Origin of the sequence: Mesorhizobium sp. WSM4307 (assembly GCF_007003945.1) — a bacterium.
Taxonomy (GTDB): domain Bacteria; phylum Pseudomonadota; class Alphaproteobacteria; order Rhizobiales; family Rhizobiaceae; genus Mesorhizobium.
On sequence record NZ_VFTB01000003.1, the window covers coordinates 349123 to 364652 of the forward strand.

Sequence of the window (15530 nt, forward strand, 5' to 3'; positions counted from 1 at the left end):
CACTGCTCTCAGTCGCGTTGGTCAGAAGCCCGCCGAACGGGACGTGTGCCGCCGCCAAGATCGATATGGACCTCGAGGTCAGGTATGTCCGGTTGGGCGGGTTCCGCTCTCGCGCTCAAACCCCGCAGTGCTTTCGAAGTCGAAGAACTGCTGAATCGCGAGTGCCGAAGCGCCGCGGGACCAGACGTTGTTGTCCCAGTCGATTTCAATCGGCGGCGGGGTCGCGAACGAGGATTCGCGGACAGTGGCAAGGAGGGGCTCGATAAGCGCCGGACCAAAACGGGCCGCTTCTCCGCCGACGATGACGACTTCCGGGTCGATGAGATCGATCAGGCCGCTGAGCCGATGACCGATCTCGCGGCCGACTTCGCCAAGATAATCCAGGGCGAGCCGTTCGCCTGGTTCGATTGCCTGCTGCAGGAAGGAAGGGACGCTTCGGATGACACCTGACCGACTGCACCTGCATCGTTTCGATGAACAGGGCATTCGGATTCCGACTTTGAACTGACGGCCGTCCAACGGGTATATTGCATGGGACTCAAGCCAACTGCGGAGCACGAGGTGGTGGCTTGCGTTCTACAGGATGATAGGCTCTTCGCCGGCACCATCGCCCAGAACATTGCAGGGTTTGATCGGCCCCCTGGAACGCCGTGGAGCACTACGCATCGATTCCAAAACGTTGTTTCCTGCTGCCAAGGCGCTTCAAGGAAGCGGGCTTCCAGCAGGCTGGGGCTTAGGACGGTGTCTTAAGAAGCAAAGATGCGGCCGACCTGACAGCATCGGCCGCATCCGGGGTCAGTACCGCGCGGCCGATCCGACCGCGAGTTTATCTAGACCGTTCAGCCTGCAGGCGATCTGGGAAACCGCCCGCGGCAATGAAGACGCCGGTAGACCTCGAAGCCGTCGATCTGCTTTCGGCCGGACTATTCGGCCGGGTCGAATCTGCCTTGCACCAAAATTGCCGCGACCGGCCCAAGTGGATTTGCGATCCGGCTCGCCAGGACCTCGATGAGTTTATGCCCGACATTTGCCATGTCTACGGAATGAACGCCGATCTTCGCCGGCAGGAAGCGTGCCAGCCGGATGTTGTCGCGCGTGACGATGTGGACGTCGCGGCCAGGCTCAAGACCGCGCCTGCCGAGAGCGTGCAATGCTCCCAGCAGGCCCAGTTCGTTGGCGCATGCCAGGCCGGTCGGCGGATCCGACGACGCCAGCAGGTGATCGAACCATGCAGCGCTCGATTCCATCGTGAGCGTGCCATGACCGATCAGCGATTGGTCGATCGGGATACCGGCCTCGGCCATCGCCCTTGCATAGCCGGCGAGACGGGCGGCGCTCGCCTGATCCTTCTGCACGAGAAGTTGTAGAGCAATGCGTCGAGACCGCGGCACGACTTCCGGTCAATCCGGAATGCTCTTGCCATGGTTTGAAGTCGCCTCAACCGGAAGAGCGCGCCAGCCGGTTCTAAGGCACGGTCGGCGTCACTTTGGGTATTTAGATCCGCCGATTGAAGCATGGAGCGCTCCCGCGTCGACCTTTCAGCTAAACGAATCTCGTAACCTGGGTATCTGGGGGTCTGGGTATCGAGACGGCGCAAGCGTGGTGGCGTAGGGCGCCAAGGTGGTGGGGGCGGCGCGCAATCTCGACAAGGCGCGCACCGAGACCGAAATCGTGCGTGATGCCGCGAATGGGGCCCACGATTGGTCAAGCTCGACCTCGTCTCACTGACGAGCGTCCGGGCTTGCGCTGATGCGCTCTTGCCCGATGGTCGGTCGTTCGACCTCATCATATCCAATTGTCAGAAAACTGCGTCGTGTCTGTTGCATGTCCCACCAATGTTGAAAGAGTTGGTTTGAACGACGCTGGTGCACTCCGTGAGTGCCGGCAGTTTCCTCTATTGGCTTTGCTGCATTTCCTTAACGACGATGTCTCCGTCCACCACGATCGGTTCGTCATCCAGGAAAAGACTGCAACCGCGCATCGGAATGTCCAGGTGGCAGGCGGTGTCATTGGGGCCGCCGAGTTCGTTGTTGGGGCCTGTCGAAAACATCACGTTGCCGTAGAAGGAGCGCAACTCCATGCCCATGCCGCCGGGAAACTGTGTCAGGCCGTGCCACTGCGCCCGGTGGTCGAGGCCCCAGCCGACATGGCTCATGCCCATGCCGCGCGGGTCCTTGAACTCGCCCATGTAGGATTTGATCAGCTCGGCTTCGAGCCCGCCGCGGATGTCTTGAACGAAGCCTTTTTCGATCGTGTAGACGACCGGTTCGCGCACATAGGTGTTGAATGGCAAAAGCACGTCGCCAGGCGCCAGCACGATCTTGCCGTCGACACCGTCGTCAGCGCCGCCGGTGAAGACGAAGGCCGCTGGCCAGTGGTCCCAGCGTCCGGGCTGGTCGGTGTAGCCGTATTCTCCAACCGTCGGATAAACGCCAAGCCTGTAGATCACGTCGGTGCCGTGGCGGGAGGTGATGCGCATGGTCTTGGCCTTCGACAAAAGCGCCTCGCCGATTTCGACGCGCTCGCGCAGTTCCTTGGTCGGCAGCAGCCGGGCAAGCAGCGGCGCGGGTTCGACGGCTGTCAAGACGCGCGCACCGGCCGCCTGGATCGCCATCTGCTCCGGGCTGAACAAAAGAAAGATGAGGTCGACGACCATGTCGGCCTGCTTCAGCGCTTCGACCGCCTCGGGATTGGCGGCCAGGCCGGTCTCGCCGACCGCCCAGGCGCCATTGCCGGGCAGCGGCGGGGGCAGGCGCATGTGGTACATGCGTGCGCCGAGGCGCTGGCCGGCGGCGAGGAACGCATCGGCATAGTCGAGGCGCTCGCTGCCTTGCGACAGGACGATAACCTTCTCGCCTTCGTGCACGCCGCTGAGCGTGAGCTGGTGCAGGCAGATTTCAGTCAGAACGTTGCGGTCCATCCAGCGATCTCCTTTGCAATGTGGGCGGCGTCGCGGCCCATGGGATTCAGTTATGCGTTCTGCTTGGGCGCTCTTCGCTGGCCGGCGCGCCCGATTTCGTCCAGCGCCTCTTTCAGGCCGACGACGTCGCCATATTTGGCATCGATGTCGAACAGGTTGGCTTCATGCGGCCCGGCGTGCCGGTCGCCAACGCAATCCCTGACCACGATGGTTCGGAATCCGTGCTGGACTGCGTCCACTGCGGTTGCCCGGATGCAGCCGCTGGTCGAGCATCCGGCGAGTATGACGGTGTCTACGCCGTCGGCATGCAGCATCGGCGCCAGGCTCGTGCCGAAGAAGGCGCTGGCATACTGCTTGGTGACGACCAGTTCATCCGGCAACGGTTCGACGCCGTCGCAGAATTCGGCCAGCGGACTGCCGGGGACCAAGGCTGCCATCACCGGCGCCTTCTTCACCCAGATCCCGCCGTCGGCGCAGCTCGGCGCGCGGTAGAGGATGTTGGTGTGGACCACCGGTACGCCGGCTTGGCGCGCTGCCGCCAGCAGTTCGGGCGTGCGCGCTACGGCCTCCACCACGCCCTGTGCGAAGAGCGGCGCGCCAGGGGTCGTGTAGGCCTTCATGAAATCGATCACCAACAGCGCCGGCTTGCGACCGAAGCCGATGCGACTGCCCCAGACGCCGCCGTAGTTGTCGGCTGCCGACTGCGTTTCAGCCTCTATGGAAATTGTCGGCTGAGTCATGGCCGTCTCCCTCAGTACGCGCCGGAAAGCAGCGCGCCGGCGCCGGGAACGACTGGCTCCAGGCCGAGCGCCTTCAGCAGGCCGTAGGTGGTGGCGACCGCCGCCGTCAATACCGGCTTTCCGGTAAGGGCTTCGACCTTGGCGATGACGGGCAGCGACGGCATCTGCACGCAAGCCGACAGCACGACCACGTCAACACCTTCGAGGTTCATGCCGGCAACGATGCCGGGCAGGTTTTCCGGATCGTGTCGCGCCACGTCGAGGTTGTCGGGGATCTCCAGCGCGCGCCAGTCGACGACGTCGAAACCTTCCTCGCGGATGTAGTTGACCACCAGTTCGGTCAGGGGCCGCACATAGGGCGCCACGACGGCGATGCGCTTGGCCTTCATCACCTTGAGGCCGTCGACCAAGGCGCCAGCGCTGGTGACGACCGGGATGTCGGCGCCGTTCTCCTGCGTGCGACCGCGCAACCGCGCCTCTGACTGCCTATGGTAGCCGAGCCCCATCGCCATGATGGCGACCAGGCAGGCATAGCCGAGCACGTCGACCTTCGCATCTGAAAGCTCGGCCGCGCAGCGGTCGGATTCGCCGTCCATGGCGGCAAGCTCGTCCTTGCTCACCGTCTTCATGCGCATGCGGCTCGAATGGAATGTGAAGCGCTCGGGGCGGATGGCCTGGCGCGCCATCAGCATCGCCGGGATCTCGGTTTCCATGGTCGTATTGGAGCTCGGCACGATCTGGCCGATCCGGAACGGTTTCGTGGTCATGCCGTTTTCCTCGCTGCCAGAGCGGTTCCGAGCAAGTGGTCAGCCGCGGCCAGAAACCCTTCGAGATTGTCCCAGGGGACCATGTGTCCGGCATCGGGCACGCGCTCGATGCAGATGCCGGGGTTGAGCGACTGAATTTCCGCTTCGTCGGCAGGTTCGATGACCCCGCCGCGCGTCGCCACCATGATGCCAGCGGGGACGGGAAGGCCGGGCAGATCCTGATGGATGTCGTCGGTGTGGAAGCCCTCGAAGGCGGTAACGATAGCGGGTTCGTAGCAAGTGTGCAGCCACTCGGCGCGCAGCGCGCGCTGCTCGTGGCTCCATGTCGGACAGAACGCACGCATCGCCTCGGCATCCATGCCCATTTCTGCCTGCCGTATCGAATCCACATACCAGGACAGCTTCGACGGGTAGGCGCGGCGGTCCGGCCCCGAGACGGGCGGGTCGACGAGCAGGAGCCGCGCCATACCGGCCGGGTTTCGCGTCGCGGCGCGGATTGCGATGCGCGCGCCCATGGAATGGCCGAGCACCGTCACGCCGGAAAGACCGAGCGCGGCGATGAAGCCGGTCAGGTCATTGGCAAGGCAGTCGAGTTGGTAATCGAGGCCTGGGCCGGATTGCGACAGACCGCGGCCACGCACATCGAGGACGTAGACATCGAATTCGCAAGCAAGCCTTTCAGCGACGAAGTCCCAGGTCACGGCCGGGCTGGTGATGCCCGGCACCAGCACCAGCGGCGCTCCCGCGCCGAGATGGTGCCGGTAGTGCTGGCGGATGCCGTTCGCGAAAACGTTCGCGCCCGACGTTGCCATGGCGCTCATCAGGCAACCTCACTCTTCAACGTGGCGCCATAGACGTCGTAGCCGAAGACCCAGGCCGGATCTTCCTGGCTGCGCAGCCAGGTGTTGGCATTGGACACCGCCTGCACGCGCGAGGCGCGATCCCTGCGATTCGCTTCGTAAAGGGCGAAGGCGGCTGCGTGATCTCTGGTCCCGGTTTCGCCCAGGCACCGCGCAAGCATGGCGGCATCCTCGATGGCCATGGCCGCGCCCTGTGCCATATGCGGCTTCATTGGATGGCAAGCGTCGCCGAGCAGCACCAGCCGCCCCTCGCTCCATACCGGCAGCGGCTTGCGGTTGAGCAGCGGCCATTTGGTGACCTCGTCGCTCGCGTCGATCAGTGAGTCCACCACCGGATGGCAGCCGGCAAAGGTGTCGCGCATCTCTTCGCGGCTGGAGGGTACGAAAGCCCCATCGAAGTCCCAGGCCGGGTGTGGGACGCCGGTGACGTAGTAGTATTCGCTGCGGTCCGCCGTGGTGTGGTAGACCATCATGTGGCGGTCCTCGAACCACCATTTCACGCAATCTTCGAAGTCGAGGCCGTAGCGGCTTAGCTTGTCGGACGAAATCACCGCCCTGTGGGCGACCCAGCCACTGTAGTTAGGCTTTTCCTTGCCGAGCAGTGCTTCGCGCACCTTCGAATTGATGCCGTCGGCGCCGATAACGATCTCGGCTGTGACTCGAGTGCCGTCGGCGAAGCTGAGTTCGACGCCGGCGCCATTGTCCATCACCGCGTCCAGCCGCTTGCCGAAGTGCAGGTTTTCCGGGCGCAACAGCGATACCTGGAGCGCGTGCAGATCGCCGCGATGGACGGTCACATAAGGAGCGCCATATTCTTTTTCGGCGAACGCGCCGAGCCGAATTCGGGAAAGATACTCGCCGGAGCGCCCATCACGGCTGAACCAGAAATCGGGCTTCGACCCCATGTCAACGACAGCGTCTTCCATTCCTAGTTGACGAAACACCCGCATGACATTGGGACCCATGTGAATGCCGGCGCCGATGCGTGCGAAAGCTGGAGCCTGTTCGAAGACGTCGACATGAAAACCGGCTTGCTGAAGTAGGCTGGCAGCGGCAGCGCCCCCGAGACCAGCGCCGATGACGGCAATTTGCGTTTGCATGGGCTCGTTGACCCTCCGTGTGAATTTAGAACCACGATCATCTGTGTATTTATAGAGTACACACTCTAAATGTCAATCGAAAAATAGAACGACGGTAAAAAAATCTGCGGAAATTTGGGGATTTGACATCGTCTGCAAAACAGATATTATAGTGTATGCACTTTTTTATCACGCCTGTACGACCGGACTCCCCTGCGGCTTACGGCCCTACAAAAGGCACGCAGCGTGGGCAACCGCGTCTTGGCTCCCGCAGATCCGGCTGCCGAAAGACTCTCGCGCAATGCGGCCCGCAAATCGGACATAAAAGCAGCAACGGAAGCTGTCTTGCCTTGCGCAACGCGGGCGTTTTATGCATGCGTCGGGTGCTACGACTTTGGAGCGGAACGCGCGGTGCCGGATCACAGGCCAAACGAAGCGGATCGGATCGAGAATGCGGATCCCTATGTTTTCACGGACCAGGTCGGCTACCTGCTTCGGCGGGCCTACCAGCGACATCTCGCAATCTTCCAAGCGAATGTTGGCGATCCGCAACTGACGGCAGTTCAATTTTCGACACTGTGTGCGCTAAAGGACAGCGGCCCTCAGTCGCAAAGCGAACTCGTGAAGGCAACAAGCGTCGACCAGGGCACAATTCGTGGGATCATCGACAGGTTGAAGAATCGCGACTTGATTGCGTTTTCGAAGGACGGCGCGGATGCGCGCAAGGTAATAGTCTCCATCACGACCGCCGGTCTGCAATTGCTGGAAGCAGTCGTGCCGCATGCGAGAGATGTCACCGAACTGACCTTAATGCCCCTGAATCCTGCCGAACGAATGGCACTTCTCCACACGCTTCGCCTCCTCGGAGAGGATACGGATCCGAACGACTGAAGTACGCCATAGTGCTTGCAGCCTTCAGCAAGTCTGGATGGCGGCATTGATTGCGCTGAGCGTCAACGGCATGGATGTGCAAGTCTCCGTCGCACCGTCGACGCCGCTTCTCCACGTGTTAAGAAACGACCTTGGCCTGAATGGCCCGAAATACGGTTGCGGCCTGGCCGAGTGTGGCGCCTGTGCCGTGCTCGTCGGCGATACCGCGGTTCGCTCGTGTACGGTGCCGGTCGGGGCGGTCACAGGCCGGTCGATCACGACATTGGAAGGGCTAGGAAAGCCTGAGCACCTTCATCCCGTTCAAGCCGCGTTTGTTGCAAACAACGCCGCCCAGTGCGGCTACTGCATCAACGGGATGATTATCGCCACCGTGGCGTTGCTGAGAAGCAATCCCAAGCCGGACGAGACCGCTATTCGAACTGCCCTGCGCCACCATCTATGCCGCTGCGGCACGTATCTTGAAATCCTTGCTGCTGTTCGCGAAGCGGCTCTGGCCCCATCCGATGTCGCAGTCGCTGAGGCAGAGGAGACGGCTTCATGACCGGCCCGCGCGACCGGCCTGCCGCGGCCTATCTGGCAGATCCCGATACGCTTCTGGTTCTGCGCCCAAATCCTTTGGAGGGCAGGGACGATGAACTGTTCCTTGCGCTCGACGCCAAAGGCAACGTTACGACGTTCAATGGCCATGTCGATCTCGGCACCGGAATTCGCACTGCACTGGCCCAGATCGTGGCCGAGGAGTTGGATGTTCCATTCGACCGCGTCCGCATGGTGCTTGGGTCGACCTCGGCCACCCCGGATCAAGGAGCGACCATCGCCAGCGAAACCATCCAGATCAGCGCAAAGCCGCTGCGCGCGGCGGCTGCGACGGCGCGCGTTCATTTGCTGCAATTGGCAGCGACCCGCTTCGCCTTGAAGGCGGAAGATCTGGTCATCGAGGAAGGGGTGGTCCGCGCGGGAGATACGGAAACAAACCGCCTGGTCAGCTTTGGTCATCTCATCGCCGGCGCCCACACGCGCCTGTTCATCAATCCGCACGCGCCTCAAAAACATGCTTCGCAATACCGCATCGTCGGCCAGCCGCAGCCACGCACCGACATACCGGCTAAAGCCACCGGCACATTCACCTACGTCCATGACGTGCGTCTGCCTGAGATGCTGCACGGGCGCGTTGTCCGACCGCCCTATGCCGGCTTCGATTCCGGTTCGCACGTCGGTGCCAGCCTGATTTCCGTCGATGAGAACTCGGTGGCCAATGTGCCGGGCCTCGTCGCCGTGGTGGCCGTAGGCGATTTCGTCGGCGTGGTTGCCTCACGCGAAGAGCAGGCCGTCGAGGCCATGCAACGTCTCGAGGTGCGATGGCGCGCCGCACCGGACATGCCCGACCTCAATGCACCGCAGGCGGCGCTGCGCGGGAATCCGTCGACGGCCCGCAAGCTGGCCGATCGGGGAGATGTCGAACGCGCGCTCGGCGCGACAGCCGAGCCGATGCAACGCACTTATGTCTGGCCTTACCAGATGCATGGGTCGATCGGACCGTCCTGTGCGGTCGCCGACTGGCGCCACGACGGCCTGACGGTCTGGTCTGGCACGCAGAACCCGTTTCCGATGCGCGCCGACCTGGCACAACTTCTCGACATGCCGGAAGACCGGATCGTTGTCGAACGACTGGAAGCGGCCGGATGCTACGGACGCAACTGCGCCGACGACGTGACGGCTGACGCCGCCCTGTTGTCCCGGGCTGTCGGCCGGCCGGTGCGGGTCCAGCTTACTCGCGAGCAGGAACACGCATGGGAGCCAAAGGGTGCCGCGCAGGTCATCGATGTGCGGGGCGGCCTGGACGAGGAGGGTGGTCCGGCGGCCTATGACTTTGAAACGCGTTACCCGTCCAATCTGGCGCCGACCCTGCCGCTGATCCTGACCGGCAAGGTTTCACCAGTCGCGGAGGTCGCCTTGATGGGCGACCGCACGGCGGTGCCTCCCTATGCATTCGGCAATCTGCGCGTCACCGTCCACGATATGCCCACACTTGCCCGCGCCTCGTGGTTTCGTGGTGTCTCGGCGCTGCCAAACAGCTTTGCGCATGAATCCTTCATCGACGAGCTAGCGACGGCGGCCAAAGTCGATCCAGTCGAATACCGCTTGCGTTATCTAACCGATCCGCGCGCAATCGAACTGGTGCGGGCCGTGGCCGAACGCGCCAAGTGGAAACCGCATACCAAGCCGGGCACGCATGGCCGCGAGGGCGATATTTTGTACGGGCGCGGCTTTGCCTATGCCGTCTATGTCCACGGTCCTTTTCCGGGCAAGGCAGCCGCCTGGGCGGCCTGGGTCGCCGACGTGGCCGTGAACAAGGTGACGGGCGAGATCGCGGTGACCAAAGTCATCTGCGGTCAGGATACCGGCGCGGTGATCAACCCGGACGGCGTTCGCCACCAGATTCATGGCAATGTCATTCAGTCGACCAGCCGCGTTCTGAAGGAGGAGGTCAATTTTTCTTCCACCGCGGTCGCCAGCCTCGAATGGGGCGCCTATCCGATCATCGGCTTTCCAGAGGTGCCGGACATCGACGTGCTGATGATCCCGCGCCCCGACGAGCCGCCGCTGGGTGCCGGCGAGTCCGCCTCCGTACCAAGTGCGGCCGCGATCGCCAACGCGGTGTTCGACGCCACCGGCGTGCGTTTTCGCGAACTGCCGCTGACGCCGGAGCGCGTGCGCGCCGCCCTGAATCCGCTGCCGGCTTCGTCGCCATCGAACGGGAACAGGCGAACGGCCCGAGCCAAAGGTTCGCGCCTGCGGTTTGCCTGGCCACTTGCCGGCGCTTTTTCCGGCGCCATCGCCCTTGGCGCAGGAATTTGCCCGTTCAATGCGGCCATTGCCCCTGTGGCGCGTCCGCTATCCGATGTCTTTTCGCCTGCCACGATCGAACGTGGCCGGCTGGCCGCAGCGGCTGGCGCCTGCAACGTCTGCCATGTCGGCGTCACCGGCACGCCCTTTGCCGGAGGCAGGGCTCTCGAAACCCCCTTCGGCATCGTCTATGCCACCAACATCACCCCCGATGAAGCGGCCGGCATCGGCACCTGGTCCTACCCGGCTTTCGCCAGGGCGATGCGCCAGGGTGTTGCGCGCGACGGACACCATCTCTATCCGGCGCACCCCTACACATCATTCGCCAAAGCAAGCGAGGCCGATCTCCAGGCGCTCTACGCCTACCTGATGGCACAGCCCGCCGTGACGGCCAAAGTACCGCAAACACAGCTGCGTTTTCCCTTCGGTGTACGGCCATTGATGGCAGGGTGGAACGCGCTTTTCCTGTCGTCATCGCCGGCACCGTCCGATCCGGCCCGAACCGCGGCCTGGAACCGCGGCGCGGAACTGGTCGAAGGCCTTGGCCATTGCAGTGCCTGTCATTCGCCGCGCAATGTCATCGGCGGAGAGATCAAGGGCGCGATGCATCTTGCCGGCGGCGTCGCCGACGGCTGGCACGCACATTCGCTGACGGCAAAATCCTTCGCGCCGGTCGCCTGGAGCGAAAAGGCTTTCTATGATTATCTGCGAACCGGCCACTCGGCCCAGCATGGCGCGGCGGCGGGACCGATGGCTCACGTGGTGGATTCGCTGGCACCGCTTCCCGATGCTGACATCAGGGCGCTGGCGGTCTATCTCGCCAGTTTCAACGTTGGCGGCGAAACGTTCGCGGCCAGCGGATCGATCCAAAGCGTCATCGATGCTGCAAATCTTGCTGCCCCCAAAGCTGCGGCCGCCTTTCCTCGCGGTGCGCGAATGTTCGCAGGTGCCTGCGAGACCTGTCATTCCGAAGCGTCGTCCATCACGTCGCTGGCTCTCAACACCAATCTTCATGCCGATGCGCCGGACAATCTCCTCCATGCCATCCTGGAAGGCGTGTCTGCGCCGGCTGCCTCGCCGCTCAGGACAGACGCGACCGATTTCGGTGTCATGGCGATGCCTGCCTTCGGCGGCGCCCTGGACGATGCCGATCTGGTCGACCTCGTGAACTATCTGAGGGCGCGTTTCGCGCCCGACAGACCGGACTGGCAAGCCGTCCCGGATTCGCTCGCCGCCGTCCGATCCACTCACCATTGATGCAGACTGGAAATATCAGAGTGCCAATGTGCCCTCCGGAAAACATGGTTGGAACGCCCAGGCGAGATTTGGATCGAGCGTGAAAGCGGATTTTTCTGGGCTGCCGAAACACACGAACGACATGGGAAGATTTCTGACTTTGGCCCGCGAAAAAGTAAATGAAATCACCGACTCTGGCATGTCTCCCGGGTCATGACTATTGATTTTGCACCGAAAAAATCTGTTGGTTGGAGAAGTGACGGTACTTTTTGAAGCAGGTAAGGCGCGTCGTCGAGCGCCACAAAGTGAAAAAAATCGCCCGATTGTTCTCGATAGTTGGTGAAACCTCAAAATATTTTTTGCGGCTCTGAACTTGCAGGTTCGATCTGCGCCCATGTCGCGGTTGATGTAAAGCGTTTGAAAGGGTGAGAGGGCTCTGGCGTAGAATGGCGTGCGCAAAGGCGGGTCCGTTTTGCGCCTGTGCGCAGTGGCGCTCGGCCTCGAGCTGACCCACCTAAAATTCTATCCAATCAGAGGAACTTTGACCACGAGCCTAGCGTCATGCGCTCCTTCGCGTGGGCAAAAGAGAGAGGGAGAGGGCCGCCTCGCGCGGTCTCCTCCCTTCCCGATTAGGCCTTTGTCAGTTGTTCTAAACTGCGGCCACTGCCTTCCGGATCACGTCGATCACGACGGCAGGATGGGAAAGCATCGGCACGTGGCTACTCACCACCTCGGTGACATCAGCGCCCATGCGTTTCGAGACCCAGCGCTGCAGGTCGGGATGCACGGTATGGTCTTTCGTGGCTAGAACATACCAGCTCGGCTTTGACTTCCATGCGATTCGATCGGCGCTGAGATTCTGCTGATGGAACAGATCGAACACGGGCGCATAGTGGGTAGCCCATATGAGCTTCTGGTCTGCCTCGGATAGGTCGCCCGCGAAGAATTCAGGGCCATTCGGCAACATCCAGGCGCGTCCATCCGCGACCTCGACCCGCGTGAAGATATCCGATGGGTACTTATCGAGCTGGTTCTGCACCGTTTCGCCGGCATCCGGGGCAACTGCCGCGATGAACACGAGCCCCACGACGCGATCGTCAACGCCGGCGGCGGTAATGGTAGCACCACCGTAGGAATGCCCGACAAGGAGGACGGGATTGCCGACGCGGTTAAGTGTCCGCTTTACAGTCGCCACGTCCTCCTCGAACGAATCCAGGCCATATTGAACAGAGATGACTTCGTGACCGTCTGCCTGGAGCGCTGGAATCACCTTGTTGAAGCATGAACCGTCGGCCCAGATGCCGTGGCAGAACACGATGGTCAGCTTGGATATTGTCGACATTTTGCGGTCTCCTGGTTGATCAAAAGAGACCTAGAGCTGTCTTCCACCGGCGACAAAGACTTTGTACGTTCGACCTATGCCTTAAAAGTATAACGGTGACCCATGGAACTCCGACATTTACGCTATTTCGTTGCCGTCGCAGAGGAGGGTAGTCTGCTAACTGCTGCCCAGCGGCGGCTAAACACATCGCAGCCTTCGCTGAGCCGACAGATTCGCGATTTGGAAGCCGAAATCGGCGTGATGTTGCTCGAGCGGCAGGCACGCGGCGTAGTGCTTACCCCTGCGGGACGCGTCTTCCTAGATCATGCCCGGCTCGCACTTCTGCAGGTCGAGGCCGCGGTCGATGGTGCTCAGCGGGCGGCGCAGCCGAATAGGCCCGTACTTTCCATCGGATTTCTTGTAGGGCTGGAGGTCACGTGGTTGCCTCATCTGTTGCGCATCATCCGCGAAGAAGTACCGGAAACGGAAGTCACGCTGTGCAGCCTGTCTTCCCCTGAACTTGCCCTCGCGGTGATGCGCGGGAAGCTGGACATGGCCTTCCTTCGCCCCGAAAAACAGAGCCTGGGCCTGACCTTTAAATTGCTGACGAAGGAGCCTCTGATCGCCATCCTGCCAGCGGGCCATCACCTGGCTTCGCGCAAAAAGGTCCGGCCCCAGGACCTTGCCAGCGAAATTTACGTCAGCTCAGCGAGGACGTCTCCGGTATTGCAAGCAGTGATCGAGGCCTACGCATCGAGCGCTGGAATCACGCTGAAACCTAAGTACGAAGGCGAGAACATATCGTCGGCGATGTCACTGGTCGCGTCCACTGGAGGCGTGACGCTCGTTCCGCTGTATGCACAGAATATGCTGACGCCGAACGTCGTTGCCAGGGCGCTCGAAGGTGTGCCTCCGACAGTCGATCTTACTTTGGGATATGCCGACGCTAACTCATCACCTTTGCTCCATCGACTTCTGTCCCGTGCGGACGAGTTGATCGAAAGCGTTCAAAATCAAAGCATCATTCGGTATGCTGAAACGCCATAGTAAAGTTACGGCCCAAAGCATCAACAGCAAAGGGACGTCCGTCTAGGCGATATCCGACGGTCCACTTTGAGGCACGCAGAATGCGCCGTTGGATGACCGGCTTAGTCGCTAGCGTGCATGGAGGCGATTTGACTTACTAAGGTCCGCTTTTGCGCATTGGCCGACCAAATGCTGCCGTTCCGCTGCCGGCTAGAAGCGGCCATATCGCAGTGAAATTCCAAAACGGATGTTCTGCGACTGCGAATGCCAGCTTAGCGCCTTGGACCGCGGTTCGGATTCATGCTGTGGAATGAAAGCATCTGGCCGAAAGCGGACGCATCAGTTCGGATCCCTTGCGGCGCGCCAGTTTTCTGGAAATTAGGGCTTAGAGATTGATGGCGGCCCGGCTTCGGCTGATCATTTGCCGCCTTCAAGTGGTTCCTGTCTTTGGATCAACGGGGATTTAGAACGATCGCCTCGCACGCAGCTTTCCTTTCTCACCAATTGCCCGTGCGGTTCTGCGCTGCACTCTTGAGCGCGCGAGAGGCGGATCGATCCAAGCTGTCTGCGCAGGCCGCTTCGACGTCAGCTTTGGTCAAGCCAACGTCGCGCAGATGGAAGTCGGACAGGTGACCAAGCCCGCGCTCTATGTTGCGGCGGGTCCGCCACTCATGGACAAGGGCCGGCAGGCGTTCGAGCGGACGATCAAGAGCAGTGCCCGGCAAGCCCCGTGCGGTCTGGCCTAGTGTCGTTTGCATCACGTTACGCCTGGTCATGGTAAACCTCCGTTGGCCGGGTTGCTCGAATGACGATCACCGTGACGGCAGAAGGCGGGAAGGCGCCAGGGCAGCTTCGGAAGCGCTCCGCTTCAGATTGTGAACTGGCCTTAGTCCTCCGCAAGGCCTAACTTGCGGCAAAGGAGCGCTCAGCGATGACGCGACGGCCTTACGGACTGCTCTGCCCGATCTCGCGCGCCTGCGAGTTCCCGGAGCCGCGCTGGACGATCCAAATCCTGACCGAGCTCTGGAACGGCTCGACCCGCTTCAATGACATTCGCAGGGGGTAGGCAACATCTCGTCCGCCCTCTTGTCGAGGCGGCTCAAGGAGATGGAAGCGTTGGGCCTGGTCGAGCGCGTGGAGGACGAGGCGTCGGGCAACGTCGCCTATTTCCGCACCGAGAAGTCGATCAAGCTCGAGCCGGCGATGAACGCGCTGGCGGAATGGGCGCAATGCAACATCGAGGCCGAGATCGCGCTCGCCGACGTGGATGTTTCGACCCTCATGTGGTTCGTGCGGCGAAAGATCGACCTCGCTGAACTGCCGCGGCGGCGCGCCGTCATCCGCTTCCATTTCCGCGACGATCCCCCACCGAAGTGCCCCCACTACTGGTTTGTGGTCGAGCCGGGCGCGGACTTGCCCGAGCTATGCTCGCTCGACCCCGCTGAGACGTCGACCTTTACGTCGAGACCGGCGTTGTTTCGCTGGGGGCCATCCTGGAGGGCCGCTCCAGCATCGAGCGTGAGAAAGAAAAGGGCGGCCTTTTCCTGAGCGGCGACCCCGGCCTTGCACGCAGCATGGACCGTTGGCTGCGAACCTTGGTCTATGCGGCGCTCGAGGGAATCGTCCCGCTTTCTTGAAAACCACACTGAGGTTGCAGGCTCACGCGCGGAGGGTCGTTCGTAGCCGCGCAACGCCTACTACAGAGGAAATAAGGGAGGGAAGACATGTCGGCCAAAATCCTGCAAATCAACTACAAGCTCACCGGCCCGAGGGCCGAGTATGAGCGAGAAAACCTGCCCTATGCTCAACCCATCGCGGACCTACCTGGCCTGCGCTGAAAGGT

Annotated in this window: 16 protein-coding genes and 1 pseudogene; 9 read left to right on the forward strand and 8 right to left on the reverse strand. The window is 61.9% G+C overall.

The window, feature by feature from the left end; translation table 11 throughout:
- The first annotated feature begins 84 nt into the window (after positions 1-84).
- The gene (locus FJV83_RS08730; protein WP_142885948.1) at positions 85-450 is read left to right on the forward strand and encodes a hypothetical protein; all 366 of its coding nucleotides are present in this window, start codon (positions 85-87) and stop codon (positions 448-450) included.
- 473 nt (positions 451-923) lie between these two features.
- On the opposite strand, the gene FJV83_RS08735 is transcribed toward FJV83_RS08730, so the two are convergent.
- Positions 924-1355, reverse strand: coding sequence for a substrate-binding domain-containing protein (locus FJV83_RS08735; protein ID WP_246691829.1), 432 nt, complete (start codon positions 1353-1355; stop codon positions 924-926).
- A 159-nt stretch (positions 1356-1514) separates the two neighbouring features.
- Here FJV83_RS08735 and FJV83_RS37690 point away from each other — a divergent pair.
- Positions 1515-1796 (forward strand): annotated as a pseudogene (locus FJV83_RS37690) (shikimate dehydrogenase); the annotation flags it as partial.
- Between the two features lie 98 nt (positions 1797-1894).
- On the opposite strand, the gene FJV83_RS08740 reads toward FJV83_RS37690, so the two are convergent.
- The 5 genes from FJV83_RS08740 to FJV83_RS08760 are packed head-to-tail and all read right to left on the reverse strand — an operon-like array spanning position 1895 to position 6387.
- Entirely contained in the window at positions 1895-2920 is a 1026-nt protein-coding gene (locus FJV83_RS08740; protein WP_095775920.1) for a leucyl aminopeptidase, read from the reverse strand.
- 50 nt (positions 2921-2970) lie between these two features.
- Entirely contained in the window at positions 2971-3660 is a 690-nt protein-coding gene (locus tag FJV83_RS08745) for an N-carbamoylsarcosine amidohydrolase (RefSeq protein ID WP_095775919.1), read from the reverse strand.
- Between the two features lie 11 nt (positions 3661-3671).
- Positions 3672-4427, reverse strand: coding sequence for an Asp/Glu racemase (locus FJV83_RS08750; RefSeq protein WP_095775918.1), 756 nt, complete (start codon positions 4425-4427; stop codon positions 3672-3674).
- Positions 4424-5248 carry an alpha/beta hydrolase gene (locus FJV83_RS08755; protein ID WP_142885947.1) on the reverse strand — a complete coding sequence of 275 codons (825 nt, stop codon included), beginning with the start codon at positions 5246-5248 and terminating at the stop codon, positions 4424-4426. The genes FJV83_RS08750 and FJV83_RS08755 overlap by 4 nt, the downstream gene beginning before the upstream one ends.
- Entirely contained in the window at positions 5248-6387 is a 1140-nt protein-coding gene (locus FJV83_RS08760; RefSeq protein ID WP_095792936.1) for an FAD-dependent monooxygenase, read from the reverse strand. The genes FJV83_RS08755 and FJV83_RS08760 overlap by 1 nt, the downstream gene beginning before the upstream one ends.
- Positions 6388-6777: 390 nt before the next feature.
- Between FJV83_RS08760 and FJV83_RS08765 the strand changes: the two genes are divergently transcribed.
- Genes FJV83_RS08765 through FJV83_RS08775 form a run of 3 tightly spaced genes read left to right on the forward strand, consistent with a single transcriptional unit; the run spans position 6778 to position 11361 of the window.
- A complete protein-coding gene (locus FJV83_RS08765) occupies positions 6778-7257 on the forward strand; it encodes a MarR family winged helix-turn-helix transcriptional regulator (protein ID WP_095792937.1) in 480 nt (159 codons plus the stop codon).
- Between the two features lie 37 nt (positions 7258-7294).
- On the forward strand, positions 7295-7798 hold the full coding sequence (locus FJV83_RS08770) for a (2Fe-2S)-binding protein (protein WP_095789177.1): 504 nt from the start codon (positions 7295-7297) through the stop codon (positions 7796-7798).
- A complete protein-coding gene (locus FJV83_RS08775; protein ID WP_142885946.1) occupies positions 7795-11361 on the forward strand; it encodes a molybdopterin cofactor-binding domain-containing protein in 3567 nt (1188 codons plus the stop codon). Before FJV83_RS08770 ends, FJV83_RS08775 begins: the two co-directional genes overlap by 4 nt.
- Positions 11362-11989: 628 nt before the next feature.
- Here FJV83_RS08775 and FJV83_RS08780 read toward each other — a convergent pair.
- Positions 11990-12682 (reverse strand): alpha/beta hydrolase, encoded by a 693-nt coding sequence (locus FJV83_RS08780; protein ID WP_095775912.1) that lies wholly within the window; start codon positions 12680-12682, stop codon positions 11990-11992.
- A gap of 102 nt (positions 12683-12784) precedes the next feature.
- Here FJV83_RS08780 and FJV83_RS08785 point away from each other — a divergent pair, with 102 nt between their 5' ends.
- Entirely contained in the window at positions 12785-13708 is a 924-nt protein-coding gene (locus FJV83_RS08785) for a LysR family transcriptional regulator (RefSeq protein WP_142877205.1), read from the forward strand.
- 476 nt (positions 13709-14184) lie between these two features.
- Here the strand turns inward: FJV83_RS08785 and FJV83_RS08790 are convergent, their stop codons facing one another.
- The gene (locus tag FJV83_RS08790; RefSeq protein ID WP_142877206.1) at positions 14185-14463 is read right to left on the reverse strand and encodes a hypothetical protein; all 279 of its coding nucleotides are present in this window, start codon (positions 14461-14463) and stop codon (positions 14185-14187) included.
- Positions 14464-14618: 155 nt separating this feature from the next.
- Between FJV83_RS08790 and FJV83_RS37515 the strand changes: the two genes are divergently transcribed.
- The 3 genes from FJV83_RS37515 (at position 14619) to FJV83_RS36915 (ending at position 15525) form a co-directional block, all read left to right on the forward strand.
- Positions 14619-14753: a hypothetical protein gene (locus tag FJV83_RS37515; RefSeq protein ID WP_280951258.1), complete on the forward strand. Its 135-nt coding sequence runs from the start codon at positions 14619-14621 to the stop codon at positions 14751-14753.
- A gap of 50 nt (positions 14754-14803) precedes the next feature.
- Complete coding sequence (locus FJV83_RS08795) at positions 14804-15235, forward strand: hypothetical protein (protein ID WP_246691830.1); 432 nt, start codon at positions 14804-14806, stop codon at positions 15233-15235.
- 176 nt (positions 15236-15411) lie between these two features.
- Positions 15412-15525: a YdhR family protein gene (locus FJV83_RS36915; protein ID WP_246691831.1), complete on the forward strand. Its 114-nt coding sequence runs from the start codon at positions 15412-15414 to the stop codon at positions 15523-15525.
- Positions 15526-15530 lie beyond the last annotated feature (5 nt).

What these genes read in the sequence shown, in the direction of transcription:
- FJV83_RS08730 (WP_142885948.1), top strand. Translation starts at nt 85, where the DNA reads ATGTCCGGTTGGGCGGGTTCCGCTCTCGCGCTCAAACCCCGCAGTGCT.
- FJV83_RS08740 (WP_095775920.1), bottom strand. Translation starts at nt 2,920, where the DNA reads ATGGACCGCAACGTTCTGACTGAAATCTGCCTGCACCAGCTCACGCTC.
- FJV83_RS08745 (WP_095775919.1), bottom strand. Translation starts at nt 3,660, where the DNA reads ATGACTCAGCCGACAATTTCCATAGAGGCTGAAACGCAGTCGGCAGCC.
- FJV83_RS08750 (WP_095775918.1), bottom strand. Translation starts at nt 4,427, where the DNA reads ATGACCACGAAACCGTTCCGGATCGGCCAGATCGTGCCGAGCTCCAAT.
- FJV83_RS08755 (WP_142885947.1), bottom strand. Translation starts at nt 5,248, where the DNA reads ATGAGCGCCATGGCAACGTCGGGCGCGAACGTTTTCGCGAACGGCATC.
- FJV83_RS08760 (WP_095792936.1), bottom strand. Translation starts at nt 6,387, where the DNA reads ATGCAAACGCAAATTGCCGTCATCGGCGCTGGTCTCGGGGGCGCTGCC.
- FJV83_RS08770 (WP_095789177.1), top strand. Translation starts at nt 7,295, where the DNA reads ATGGCGGCATTGATTGCGCTGAGCGTCAACGGCATGGATGTGCAAGTC.
- FJV83_RS08775 (WP_142885946.1), top strand. Translation starts at nt 7,795, where the DNA reads ATGACCGGCCCGCGCGACCGGCCTGCCGCGGCCTATCTGGCAGATCCC.
- FJV83_RS08780 (WP_095775912.1), bottom strand. Translation starts at nt 12,682, where the DNA reads ATGTCGACAATATCCAAGCTGACCATCGTGTTCTGCCACGGCATCTGG.
- FJV83_RS08785 (WP_142877205.1), top strand. Translation starts at nt 12,785, where the DNA reads ATGGAACTCCGACATTTACGCTATTTCGTTGCCGTCGCAGAGGAGGGT.
- FJV83_RS08790 (WP_142877206.1), bottom strand. Translation starts at nt 14,463, where the DNA reads ATGACCAGGCGTAACGTGATGCAAACGACACTAGGCCAGACCGCACGG.
- FJV83_RS37515 (WP_280951258.1), top strand. Translation starts at nt 14,619, where the DNA reads ATGACGCGACGGCCTTACGGACTGCTCTGCCCGATCTCGCGCGCCTGC.
- FJV83_RS36915 (WP_246691831.1), top strand. Translation starts at nt 15,412, where the DNA reads ATGTCGGCCAAAATCCTGCAAATCAACTACAAGCTCACCGGCCCGAGG.